Here is a 12618-nt window from a genome sequence, read left to right on the forward strand (position 1 = left end):
CGTGCGCGGCAGCGCCCGGTTCGCCCTGTTCGTCCGTTCGCCCCTGGTGAGGACTTTCTGTACTGGCTTATTTAACGCGCCTGCGGCGCGGAAAAGCGCGGGGCCACGCGATGCGGACCCCGCGCGTCGGCGCTGCCGCGCCTACGCGCACCCCACCGCACCCCGCGCTAAACCGTGCAGAGCCGCGGACCAGTCACGCCATCACTCGTCGCCCTCCAGCTGCTCGGCCCTCTGTCGTCGTGCGAACCGACCAGCTGGATCCGGCGGCCGCCGCGTCGCCCGCATGCGCCAACCCGCAAGGCCGAGCAGCGCCACGTCCAGCGACACGACTGCCCACGGAAGCCAGGGCCGGCCACTGACCTCGCCCGCGCGAGCGTGAACATCGGCCACGAAGTAGATGACCAGCATCGGCTGGACGAGGACGAACACCAGCCACGCTCGCCACTCCCATCTTGGCATCAGCCCCCAAGGCTCGCCGCCCCGCTCGGAACCGTTCACCACGACGCCTCTTCCACGAAAGTTTGACGCATTGAGTCTGCCAGCAGGGCGTACGACACAAGCCGGGCATTGTCGCGGGTCGCGCGCCCTGCCGCCGACACTCGGATGGGCTTTCTCCTTGGCAACTGGGCTGAGTCGAAGGCGCGCTGAGGAGAGATAGGCCCCCGCCAGGCACGCGCGTGGCTCAGTCCCCGAGTAGCCCACTGCCCAGGTCGAGTGCCCCGACCGTCGACGACCCGCGCAGCTGAGTCCCACACGCGCCTTCTGCGCGACACCTCCCAGCCCATCGAGTGCAGGTCACTGCGCAGATCCGCATGGCTCGGTCTTGCTAACGGATTTGCTAACAGCGACCCGCACGAGCATGGACTGGGCGGGACTGAGCACCCTTGCGCTGAGCACGAACCCGAGGCAGTGGGACGTCCGTGGACACCGCGACCGCAACTTTGAATCAGGACAAGCGACGCAGGTTCGACTCCCGCCCGGGGAGCAGACCGGGGCACGTTGTGCCGGTACCCCCGCACCTCGACGGCTCCCCGGGAGGAATCTCACCAGCCACTGAGCAGGCCGGCCGCGACGGAGCCAGCCCAGCGGCATACGGCAGGTCGGATCGGCCACTCCCGCGGGTGGACGTGGCGGGAGCGGCCCGTGCGCCGCTAGTAGCATGGCTGCGGCGCCCCGACGACACATCCGGGGAGGACGCCACCCCCACCAGGAGGAGCTGCCACCCGTGAGCGATCGCCGGCCGACCGCCGTGATCGTCCTCGCCGCCGGCGAGGGCACGCGCATGAAGTCCACCACCCCCAAGGTCCTCCACGCGATCGGTGGGCGCTCGCTCGTCGGCCACGCGATGCGGGCCGCCAGGGGCATCGACCCGATCCACCTGGCCGTCGTCGTCCGGCACGAGCGCGACCGCGTCGCAGCCCACATCGCCGAGCACGACGAGGACGCGATCATCGTCGACCAGGACGAGGTCAAGGGCACGGGCCGGGCCGTCGAGTGCGCCCTCGAGGCGCTGCCGGCCGACCTGACCGGAACCGTCGTCGTCACCTACGGCGACGTGCCGCTGCTGACCTCCGACACGCTCGAGCAGCTGTGTGCCGTGCACGACGCGGCCTCCGACGCGGTCACGGTGCTCACGGCGCTGCTCGACGACCCGACCGGCTACGGCCGCGTCGTCCGGGACGCCGACGGAGCCGTGGAGTCGATCGTCGAGCAGAAGGACGCGACCGACGAGCAGCGTGAGATCCGTGAGATCAACAGCGGCCTCTACGCCTTCGACGCCGCGCTGCTCCGCGAGGCGCTCGGCGAGATCGGCACCGACAACGCCCAGGGCGAGAAGTACCTCACCGACGTCGTCGCCGTCGCCCGGCGGCGCGGGCTCACGGTGCACGCGCACGTCATCGAGGACATCTGGCAGACCGAGGGCGTCAACGACAAGGTGCAGCTCGCCCGCCTCGGCGCCGAGCTGAACCGCCGGACGGTCGAGCAGGCCATGCGCGACGGCGCCATCGTCATCGACCCGGCCACGACGTGGATCGACGCCGACGTGACGATCGGGCCCGACTCGGTGATCCACCCGGGCACCCAGATCCACGGCGCCACGACGATCGGCACCGAGTGCGTCATCGGACCCGACACCACGCTCAAGGACGTCGAGGTCGGCGACCGGGCCAGCGTCGTCCGGTCGCAGGCCGAGCTCGCCGTCATCGGGCCCGACGCGACGGTCGGCCCCTTCTCCTTCCTGCGTCCCGGGACGAACCTCGGCGCCAGGGGCAAGATCGGCGGGTTCGTCGAGACGAAGAACGCCACGATCGGCGCCGGCGCGAAGGTGCCGCACCTGACCTACTGCGGCGACGCGACGATCGGTGAGGGCGCCAACATCGGCGCCGGCACGATCTTCGCCAACTACGACGGCGTCACCAAGGGCCACACCAACGTCGGGGCCTGGAGCTTCGTCGGGAGCAACTCCGTCATCGTCGCGCCGCGCACGATCGCCGACGGGGCGTACGTCGCCGCCGGCTCTGCGGTGGTCAGCGACGTCGAGCCGGGACAGCTCGCCGTGACCAGGGCGCAGCAGCGCAACATCGACGGCTGGGTGGCGCGCCGCCGCGCCGGTACGAAGACCGACGAGGCTGCCCGAGCGGCCACCGAGACGAAGGGTGGCACCCGATGAGCACGATCAACAAGACGACCGAGAAGCACCTCATGGTGTTCTCCGGCCGGGCCCACCCGCAGCTCGCGCAGGAGGTCTCCGAGGCGCTGGGGACCGAGCTCGTGCCGACCAGCGCCTACGACTTCGCCAACGGCGAGATCTACGTCCGCTACGAGGAGTCGGTGCGCGGCTGTGACGCCTTCGTCATCCAGAGCCACACGTCGCCGATCAACGAGTGGATCATGGAGCAGCTCATCATGGTCGACGCGCTGAAGCGGGCGTCCGCCAAACGGATCACCGTCGTGCTGCCCTTCTACGGCTACGCGCGGCAGGACAAGAAGCACCGCGGTCGCGAGCCGATCTCGGCGCGCCTCATGGCCGACCTCTTCAAGGTCGCCGGCGCGGACCGCCTCATGGCCGTCGACCTGCACACCGCGCAGATCCAGGGCTTCTTCGACGGGCCGGTCGACCACCTCATGGCGATGCCGATCCTCAGCGACTACGTCAATGACAAGTACGGCCACCTCGACCTCGCCATGGTCTCGCCGGACGCGGGCCGGATCAAGGTCGCCGAGGACTGGTCGACCCGTCTGGGCGGAGTGCCCCTCGCGTTCATCCACAAGACGCGGGACATCAACCGGCCCAACGAGGTCGTCGCCAACCGGGTGGTCGGGGAGATCAAGGGCCGGGTCTGCGTCCTCGTCGACGACATGGTCGACACGGCCGGGACGATCACCAAGGCCGCCGACGCCCTGATGGAGGAGGGGGCCACGGCCGTCATCATCGCGGCGACGCACGCCATTCTGTCCGGCCCCGCGGTGGACCGGCTCAAGGCCTGCAAGGTCGACGAGGTCGTCGTCACCAACACGCTCCCCATCCCGGACGACCGGCGTTTCGACAAGCTCACCGTCCTGTCCATCGCCCCGCTCGTGTCGCGGGCGATCCGCGAGGTCTTCGAGGACGGGTCGGTCACCAAGCTCTTCGACGGCAAGGCCTGACCCAGGGGGCTCCCACGAGAGCTGCCGTATGCCGCTGAGCCGGCTCAGCGGCATACGGCTGGCTCGGTCTCCTCCCGTCCTGGGGGTCGGATGACGCGGCTCGGCCCTGGCTGCGGCGGGCGGCGTGCCCAGCCGCGGGGTCCGGGGGCGCGAAGGTGCGTCATCGGTCCCCGGCGGGTCAGGTGCGGGCGGCCTTGCGTGCGCGGTAGGCGGCCGTGTGGGCCCGGGCCGCGCATCCGCGGTCGCAGTAGCGGCGGGACCGGTTCTTGGACAGGTCGACGATGACGTCGTCGCAGTCCTGCCCCTCGCACACCCGGAGGCGGTCGAGGCCGCCCGCACGGACGACGTCGACCATCGCGAAGGCGAGCTCCACGGCCATCCGCTCGGCGAGCGGGGCCTCGAGCGGGGTCGCGTGGATGTGCCAACCGATGCCGTCGTGGTCGACGAGCCGTGGGACGGCCCCGGCCTCGCTCAGCATGGCGTTGACGAGCTCGACGACCTGCGGCTCGTCCGACTCCCAGAAGCGCCGGAGTCGGGGACGCAGGGCCCGGACCGCGGCCAGCTCGGCCTCGTCGCGGTCGAACCGGCCGGTCCAGGGCTGCCCGGCGAGGAAGTCGCGCAGGTCCTCGACCGTGGTGAGGGTGTCGGACGAGGTGTCGCCCGGGACGGTGCCGGGCATGGTGTTGACCAGCTCGGCGCCCCAGGAGAGAGCATCCTCGGCGTCATGGGTGAATAGGATGTTGACTCCTGACATCGATCCTGCGCTGGTCACTAGTGTAATCCGTTTTGCTCCTGACAGGAGGCTGCCGTGGTGCATCGCCACCCGCTGCTCGGCCTCGGCGCGGCGCTCGCGTCCTCGGCCGCCTTCGCGACGTCAGGGGCCTTCGCCAAGTCTCTCCTCATCGGCGGCTGGGCGCCCGGCGCGGTCGTCACGCTCCGCATCACCATTGCTGCTGCGGTGCTCCTGCTACCGACGGTCTGGGTGCTCCGCGGCCGATGGGACGTGCTCCGGCGCAACGCCCGGCTCGTCGTCGGCTACGGCCTCACGGGTGTCGCCGGGTGCCAGCTCGCCTACTTCTACGCCGTGAGCCACCTCTCCGTGGGGGTGGCCCTGCTGCTCGAGTACCTGGCGCCGGTCCTCATCGTCGGCTGGCTGTGGTTCCGACGCGGGCAGGCGCCGCGCGGTCTCACCGTCGTCGGCGTGATCCTCGCCGTCGCCGGCCTCGCCCTCGTCCTCGACGTCCTCGGCGGCATGCGCCTCAGCGCCGCAGGGGTCTCGTGGGGCCTCGCCGCTGCCGTGATGCTCGTCCTCTACTTCCTCATCACTGCGGGCGTCGACGAGGACCTCCCACCCGTCGCGCTCGCCGGCTCCGGGCTCGTCGTCGGTGCTGCGGTGCTCTGGGCCGGGGCGCTCGTCGGAGTGCTGGACGTGACCCGCGGGGACGCGACCGTGCTCCTCGGCCGCACGAGCGTGCCCTGGTGGGTGCCGGTGCTCGTCATCGCGGTCGTCGCGGCGGCCTTCGCGTACGTCGCGGGGGTGGCGGCGGTGCGTCTGCTCGGGGCCAAGGTCGCCTCGTTCGTCGCCCTCACCGAGGTGCTCTTCGCCGTCGTCTTCGCCTGGCTCGTCCTCGCCGAGCTCCCGACGCCGGTCCAGCTCGTCGGCGGCGTGCTCATCGTCGGGGGACTGGTGGCGGTCCGCCTCGACGAGGCCCGCGGAGGCCGACCCGGTCCGTCGGCCAGGCCCGGGCCGGCATTGGCTACGGACTCGGACTCGGACTCGGACTCGGACTCGGACTCGGACGAGGCCTACGCGGCCGAGCTGCTCCCCACGGGCGCGCTCAACCCCGACCCGATCGGCGAGCACGCACCCTGACCCTCCGCTCACGGGCCCCCCGGACGGGGACGGATGACGCACCTTCCGGTGGTCAAGGGGCGACCCCGAGCGGGCCGGCGCGGCGCCCCAGCGGGAAGGTGCGTCATCGGTCCCTGTCAGGGAGCGACGCCGCAGACCCGCGAGTCGGCGGGAGGAGCGGGAGGAAACGGACAGCGGGAGCGAGCTCAGCGGCATACGGGATGGTCGATTTCGTGCCTCCGGCGGGCATCGGTAAGATCGACTGGTTGCCTCGGCGAGGGACGCTGCACGGCTGCCAGGCCGTGGGTCCGTGATCGACGCGGTGGAACCTGGACTCCGGTCCGGTCCGCCCTGCGTGCGGACCGCCAGCCACCCGCGCACCGTCCCGCGTCGAGGCCCAACCGCAGCTCACCACCGAGACTTCAGGAGTACCCCGTGTCTGACGCAACCAAGCTCTCCGCCGAGAAGCGCACCGACTTCGGCAAGGGCGCCGCCCGCAAGATCCGCCGCGCCGGCAACATCCCCGCCGTGATGTACGGCCACGGCACCGCGCCGGTCCACATCACCCTGCCGGGTCACGACACGTTCCAGGCGCTGCGCCACACCAACGCCCTCCTGACCATCGTGGTCGACGGCAAGGAGGCGCTCGCCCTCGCCAAGGACATCCAGCGCGACCCGATCAAGCCGATCATCGAGCACGTCGACCTCGTCGTCGTCCGCAAGGGCGAGAAGGTCACCGTCGAGATCCCGGTCCACCTCGAGGGTGAGGCCGCCCCCGAGACCGTCGTCACGCTCGACCACTCGTCGCTGCAGGTCGAGGCCGAGGCGACCCACATCCCCGAGAACGTCGTCATCTCCATCGAGGGCCTCCCGGCCGGCACCCAGATCCTCGCCGGCGCCGTCACGCTCCCCGAGGGCACGACCCTGGCCACCGACCCGGAGGCTCTCGTCGTCAACGTGACGCAGGCGATCTCCGAGGCGGCCCTCGAGGCCGAGCTCGCCGAGGCCGAGGCCGAGGCCGGCATCGAGCACGAGGCCCCGTCCGAGGCGGCCGCGGAGGGCGAGGCCGCCGCCGAGGGCGAGGGCGCCGAGGCGCCTGCCGAGACCACCGAGGCCTGAGCGCCTCAGTCGGGGTGGTCACCGGCCGAGGTGCTGGTTGACCACCCCGACCCCGCCCCGCGCTCGTACCCAGCGACCCACCGAGGAAGGTCATGGACACCTGGCTCGTCGTGGGACTGGGCAACCCCGGCCCCGCCTACGCCGGCAACCGGCACAACGTCGGCGCGATGGTCGTCGACGAGCTCGCGTCGCGGCACCGGCTGGGCTCCTTCAAGACGCACCGGTCGCGCGCCCGCGTCGTCGAAGGGCGGTTCAGGGTGCCGGGGCCGAAGGTCGTCCTCGCGGTGCCGCTGACCTACATGAACGTCTCGGGCGGTCCGGTCGCCGGCCTGCTCAGCTACTTCGGGGTGCCCCTCGAGCGGCTCGTCGTCGTCCACGACGAGCTCGACATCGACGCGGGGCTGGTCCGCCTCAAGGTCGGCGGTGGGGAGGGTGGCCACAACGGGCTGCGCTCGATCAGCCAGTCGGTCGGCTCGAAGGACTACCACCGGGTGCGGGTCGGGATCGGGCGTCCGCCCGGGCGACAGGACCCGGCCGACTACGTGCTCCGGGACTTCGGCAAGCAGGAGCGGGCCGAGCTGCCGTTCCTTCTCGATGAGGCCGCCGACGCGGTGGAGGCGCTCATCGACGTCGGCCTGCTGGACGCGCAGCAGCGCTTCCACGCACCGCGCCCCTAGAACGCGTTGCCCGTATGCCGCTGGGCTCGCCCCCGACGCTCGCGGGGTCCCGCTCCTCCCGCCGTCGCCGGCCGTCGCCGCCCCTAGACTGGAGGATCTGATGCCTCACGCACTCCTGCCCGCGTTCCGGGCGCTCCCCGATGTCCAGGCCGTCCTCGATCAGGTCGGTCACGCACGCCTCGTCGACGTCTCCGCCTCGGACGGCACTCGCCCGTTCCTCGTCGCCACGCTCGCCGAACGGATGGCGGAGGCGGCGGGCGAGTCGGCGGCGGGCGGCCCCGCCCCGATCGTCGTCGTCACCGCCACCACCCGCGAGGCCGAGGACCTGGCGACCGCCCTCGGGGCCTTCCTGTCCCCGGACGGGATCGCTGTCTTCCCCAGCTGGGAGACCCTGCCGCACGAGCGACTCTCGCCCCGCAGCGACACCGTCGGCCGGCGACTGGCCGTCCTGCGCCGGGTCGCCCACCCCGACCTGGCCGACTCCGCCTACGGTCCGCTGTCGGTCGTCGTCGCGCCCGTCCGGGCCCTGCTCCAGCCGGTCACCAAGGGCCTCGGAGAGCTCGTCCCGGTGCGCCTCGAGGCCGGTGACGAGCGGCCGCTCGAGGACGTCGTCGACGCCCTCGCCGCTGCGGCCTACACGCGCACCGACCTCGTCGAGCGCCGCGGTGAGTTCGCCGTCCGAGGCGGCATCCTCGACGTCTTCCCGCCCACCGAGGAGCACCCGGTCCGCGTCGAGTTCTGGGGCGACACCGTCGAGGAGGTGCGCTGGTTCAAGGTGGCCGACCAGCGCTCCCTCGAGATCGCCGAGCACGGCCTCTGGGCACCCCCGTGCCGGGAGGTGCTGCTCACCCCCCAGGTGCGGGCCCGGGCCAAGGCGCTCGCCGGTCAGCTCCCCGGCGTCGCCGACATGCTCGTCAAGGTCGCCGAGGGGATCGCGGTCGAGGGCATGGAGTCCCTGGCGCCGGCCCTCGTCGACGGCATGGAGTCGGTGCTCGACGTCCTGCCCGTGGAGTCGCTCATCGTCCTCGCCGACCCCGAGCGGATCCGGCGCCGGGCGCACGACCTCGTCGCGACGAGCGCGGAGTTCCTCGAGGCGAGCTGGGCCAACGCCGCCGCCGGCAACGACGTGCCGGTCGACCTCCAGTCCCTGCTCGGGTCGGCCTCGTACTGGACGCTGGCGGAGGTCCGGAGCCATGCACTGACTCACGACCGTCCGTGGTGGACGGCGACGCCCTTCGCCGCCGACGCCGGCCTCGAGATCGAGGACGACGACGTCGACGCCCGCCTGAGCATCGGGACGACCGACTCCGAGGCCTTCCGGGGGGACACGGGCCGCGCCGTCGACCACCTGCGCGAGCGGGCGACCCAGGGCTGGACCGTCGCCGTCGTCACCGAGGGGCCGGGTCTGGCCAAGCGCGTGGACGAGGTGCTCCGGGACGAGGAGGTGCCGGTACGCCTCCTCACGCGCGGTGACCTGCAGCCAGGCGTCGTCGCCGTCTGCACCGCACCGCTCGGCCGCGGTTTCGTCCACGAGGCCGGGCGCCTCGAGGTGCTCACCGAGACCGACCTCACGGGCCAGCCCGGTGGCGGCACCTCGACGAAGGACATGCGCCGGATGCCCTCGCGCCGGCGCAACCAGGTCGATCCGCTCCAGCTCCGCCCGGGGGACCACGTCGTCCACGAGCAGCACGGCGTCGGCCGGTTCGTCGAGATGATGCAGCGCACCGTGGCCGGGGCCACGAGGGAGTACCTCGTCATCGAGTACGCCGCCTCCAAGCGGGGCCAGCCCGGGGACCGGCTCTACGTCCCGACCGACCAGCTCGACCAGGTGACGAAGTACGTCGGCGGCGAGGAGCCGACCCTCAACAAGATGGGCGGGTCCGACTGGACGAGGACCAAGTCGCGGGCCAAGCGCTACGTCAAGCAGATCGCCGCTGACCTGATCCGGCTCTACAGCGCGCGCCAGGCGACGAAGGGGCACGCCTTCAGCGCGGACACCCCGTGGCAGCGCGAGCTCGAGGACGCCTTCGCGTACGTCGAGACCCCGGACCAGCTGTCGAGCATCGACGAGGTCAAGGCCGACATGGAGAAGCAGGTGCCGATGGACCGGCTCATCTGCGGTGACGTCGGCTACGGCAAGACCGAGATCGCGGTCCGGGCGGCGTTCAAGGCGATCCAGGACGGCAAGCAGGTCGCCGTGCTCGTCCCGACGACGCTGCTCGTCAGCCAGCACCTGCAGACCTTCTCGGACCGCTATGCCCAGTTCCCGGTCACGGTCAAGGCACTGTCCCGGTTCCAGACCGACAAGGAGGCCAGGGAGGTCCTCGACGGACTGGCGCGCGGCACGATCGACCTGGTCATCGGCACGCACCGGCTCCTCGCGAAGGACATCCAGTTCAAGGACCTCGGGCTCGTCGTCGTCGACGAGGAGCAGCGCTTCGGCGTCGAGCACAAGGAGCTGCTCAAGACCATGCGCACCGCCGTCGACGTCCTGTCCATGTCGGCCACCCCGATCCCGCGGACGCTCGAGATGGCCGTGACGGGCATCCGCGAGATGTCCACGCTGGCCACGCCGCCCGAGGAGCGCCACCCCGTCCTCACCTTCGTCGGCGGCTACGACGAGAAGCAGATCACCGCCGCGATCCGGCGCGAGCTGCTCCGCGAGGGCCAGGTCTTCTTCATCCACAACAAGGTGAGCAGCATCGAGAAGGCGGCCCTCCGGCTGCGCGAGCTGGTGCCCGAGGCGCGGATCACGACGGCGCACGGCAAGATGGGCGAGCACCGGCTCGAGCAGGTCGTCGAGGACTTCTGGCAGAAGCGCTCTGACGTGCTCGTCTGCACGACGATCGTCGAGACGGGCCTCGACATCTCCAACGCCAACACCCTGATCGTCGAGCGGGCGGACCTGCTCGGGCTCTCCCAGCTGCACCAGCTGCGCGGGCGGGTCGGCCGGGGGCGCGAGCGCGCCTACGCCTACTTCCTCTACCCGCCGGAGAAGCCGCTCACCGAGACGGCTCACGACCGGCTGCGGACCATCGCGAGCCACACGGACCTCGGCTCCGGCATGGACGTCGCGATGAAGGACCTCGAGATCCGCGGGGCGGGCAACCTGCTCGGCGGCGAGCAGTCGGGGCACATCGCCGGCGTCGGCTTCGACCTCTACGTCCGGCTCATCGGCGAGGCGGTCGCCGACTTCCGCGGCGACGGCGAGACCGCCCCGGCCGAGATCAAGATCGAGCTGCCCGTCGACGCCCACCTGCCGCACGACTACGTGCCCGGCGAGCGGCTGCGTCTCGAGGCCTACAAGAAGCTCGCGACCGTCGAGTCCGACGAGGCCGTCGACGAGATCGAGGCCGAGCTGCGGGACCGCTACGGCGCCCCACCGAAGCCGGTCGAGAACCTGCTCGAGGTGGCGCGGCTGCGCGTCGTCGCCCGCAAGGCCCGGATCGGCGACATCGGCGGCCAGGGCAAGCACGTGCGCTTCGGCCCGGTCAAGGACCTGCGCGAGAGCCAGCAGCTGCGCCTCATGCGGCTCTACCCCGGGACCATCGTCAAGGACGCACTCGGGACGATCCTCGTGCCCGCCCCGACGACGGCCCGGGTGGGGGGCAAGCCGCTGCGCGACGTCGCGGTCCTCAGCTGGGCCCGGCAGCTGATCACCGCCGTGCTCCTCGACGACATCGCGGCGGCCGGAGGGGTGTCAGCTGCCCGATCGACGGCACCGTAGGATGACATCCGGATCCGTCCGAGGAGGAGTCAAGTGAAGCAATCGTCGGTCCGCGCCCGGTCACCCCGGCGCATCGCAGCGACCGCTCTCGTGGGGCTGACGGCCGTCACCCTGCTCGCCGGCTGTGGCTTCGAGGCCAGGCAGCAGGGCGCCGCGGTGGTCAACGGCCAGGTCATCCACGAGGACGAGGTGGAAGAGACCGCACAGCAGCTTCGCGACGCCAAGTTCGACTTCCCCGAGAACATCGTCGTCACGGCCCTCGTCGCCGCGCCGCTCCTCGAGGACGCCATCAGCGAGTCCAAGAGCTGGGAGCCGGACGCGACCTACGCCAGCGCCATCGCCGCGATGCCCGGCGCCACCGAGACCACCAAGGAGTTCGTCTCGGCCGTCGCCCTCATCCAGTCCGGCCTGATGACCGACCAGGACGTCCAGCGCTACCGCGACAACCTCGCGAAGGCCGACATCACGATCAACCCGCGCTACGGCGAGCTGCTGCGGTCCGAGCAGGGCCCGGTGTTCTTCACGATCGGCCAGAAGCAGCCGAACTGGATCGTCACCCCCAGCGAATGACCGCCGCGACGAGCGACTACCTCCCCGACGACCGCCGCGTCGTCCTGCTCGTCTCGACCCCGCGCGTCGCTCCGGGCGTGCTCACCCGGGACGCCTGGGCGGCACTTGGCGCCGCGCGGCAGGTCTGGTCCGCCACCGACGAGCCCCAGGCCGAGGCGATCATCGAGTCCGGCATCGACGTCGTGGCCCAGGACCGGGCGGACGTGCCTACCCTCGCCCGGCGAATCGTCACCGCGGCAGACACCGGCACCGTCGTGTGGGTCGGTTCGGCCGACGGTGACCCCGGGCTCAACGAGGCCATCGCCACCGAGGTGACCCGCCTACCCGAGCCGCCCGACGTGGAGGTGCTCATCGGCGCCTACGACCTCCCGGGGGCCCGGCTGCTCGACGTCGTCGCCGTCATGGACCGGCTGCGGTCGCCCGGTGGCTGCCCCTGGGACGCGGAGCAGACGCACGAGAGCCTCGTGCCGTACCTCCTCGAGGAGGCCCACGAGGCGGTGGAGGCCCTCGAGAGCGGCGACACCGACCACATGCGCGAGGAGCTCGGCGACCTGCTCCTCCAGATCGCCTTCCACTCCCGCGTCGCCGAGGAGCACGAGACCGCACCCTTCGACATCGACGACGTGGCGGGCGGGCTCGTCGAGAAGCTCGTGCGCCGCCACCCCCACGTGTTCGCCGACGTCGACGCGGATACCCCAGAGGCGGTCGAGGCCAACTGGGAGACGATCAAGGCCGCCGAGAAGGAGGACCGGCTCCACCCGCTCGAAGGCGTCCCCTCGAGCCTGCCGGCCCTGGCCCGTGCCGAGAAGTACGTCGGACGGCTGGAGAAGGCCGGCCGGTCCGATCTGCTCGACGATGCCGAGGCCGCAGCGGACCTCGGCGCCCGGCTCCTCGGCATGGTTCGCCGCGCCCGGGCTTCCGGCGTCGACGCCGAGGGTGCCCTGCGCGAGACGCTGCGACGACTGGTGGCGGCGAGCGAGGGCCGACCCCGTCCGGAGTGAGCCCTGATCCGGGGAGCGAGCCCA

10 protein-coding genes are annotated in these 12618 nt (G+C 71.7%); 8 read left to right on the forward strand and 2 right to left on the reverse strand.

Going from position 1 to position 12618, the window contains the following annotated elements; all coding sequences use genetic code 11:
- Nucleotides 1–201: 201 nt before the first annotated feature.
- The gene (locus INTCA_RS04635; RefSeq protein WP_148236471.1) at nt 202–498 is read right to left on the reverse strand and encodes a hypothetical protein; all 297 of its coding nucleotides are present in this window, start codon (nt 496–498) and stop codon (nt 202–204) included.
- A gap of 727 nt (nt 499–1225) precedes the next feature.
- Here INTCA_RS04635 and glmU point away from each other — a divergent pair.
- Entirely contained in the window at nt 1226–2671 is a 1446-nt protein-coding gene (glmU, locus tag INTCA_RS04640) for a bifunctional UDP-N-acetylglucosamine diphosphorylase/glucosamine-1-phosphate N-acetyltransferase GlmU (protein ID WP_013491765.1), read from the forward strand.
- Nucleotides 2668–3648 carry a ribose-phosphate diphosphokinase gene (locus INTCA_RS04645; RefSeq protein ID WP_013491766.1) on the forward strand — a complete coding sequence of 327 codons (981 nt, stop codon included), beginning with the start codon at nt 2668–2670 and terminating at the stop codon, nt 3646–3648. The genes glmU and INTCA_RS04645 overlap by 4 nt, the downstream gene beginning before the upstream one ends.
- Nucleotides 3649–3826: 178 nt before the next feature.
- On the opposite strand, the gene INTCA_RS04650 is transcribed toward INTCA_RS04645, so the two are convergent.
- Complete coding sequence (locus tag INTCA_RS04650) at nt 3827–4402, reverse strand: CGNR zinc finger domain-containing protein (RefSeq protein WP_013491767.1); 576 nt, start codon at nt 4400–4402, stop codon at nt 3827–3829.
- A gap of 54 nt (nt 4403–4456) precedes the next feature.
- Here INTCA_RS04650 and INTCA_RS04655 point away from each other — a divergent pair, with 54 nt between their 5' ends.
- From INTCA_RS04655 to INTCA_RS04680, 6 genes are all read left to right on the forward strand, one after another.
- Nucleotides 4457–5521, forward strand: a complete 1065-nt coding sequence (locus tag INTCA_RS04655) for an EamA family transporter (RefSeq protein WP_013491768.1) — start codon at nt 4457–4459, stop codon at nt 5519–5521.
- A 414-nt stretch (nt 5522–5935) separates the two neighbouring features.
- Nucleotides 5936–6619, forward strand: coding sequence for a 50S ribosomal protein L25/general stress protein Ctc (locus INTCA_RS04660; protein ID WP_013491769.1), 684 nt, complete (start codon nt 5936–5938; stop codon nt 6617–6619).
- A 92-nt stretch (nt 6620–6711) separates the two neighbouring features.
- The gene (pth, locus tag INTCA_RS04665; protein WP_013491770.1) at nt 6712–7296 is read left to right on the forward strand and encodes an aminoacyl-tRNA hydrolase; all 585 of its coding nucleotides are present in this window, start codon (nt 6712–6714) and stop codon (nt 7294–7296) included.
- 100 nt (nt 7297–7396) lie between these two features.
- Nucleotides 7397–11023, forward strand: a complete 3627-nt coding sequence (gene mfd, locus INTCA_RS04670) for a transcription-repair coupling factor (protein WP_013491771.1) — start codon at nt 7397–7399, stop codon at nt 11021–11023.
- Nucleotides 11024–11056: 33 nt separating this feature from the next.
- Nucleotides 11057–11593 (forward strand): hypothetical protein, encoded by a 537-nt coding sequence (locus tag INTCA_RS04675; RefSeq protein ID WP_013491772.1) that lies wholly within the window; start codon nt 11057–11059, stop codon nt 11591–11593.
- Nucleotides 11590–12594, forward strand: coding sequence for a nucleoside triphosphate pyrophosphohydrolase (locus INTCA_RS04680; RefSeq protein WP_013491773.1), 1005 nt, complete (start codon nt 11590–11592; stop codon nt 12592–12594). Before INTCA_RS04675 ends, INTCA_RS04680 begins: the two co-directional genes overlap by 4 nt.
- Nucleotides 12595–12618 lie beyond the last annotated feature (24 nt).

Source organism: Intrasporangium calvum DSM 43043, assembly GCF_000184685.1.
Classification (GTDB): Bacteria; Actinomycetota; Actinomycetes; order Actinomycetales; family Dermatophilaceae; genus Intrasporangium; species Intrasporangium calvum.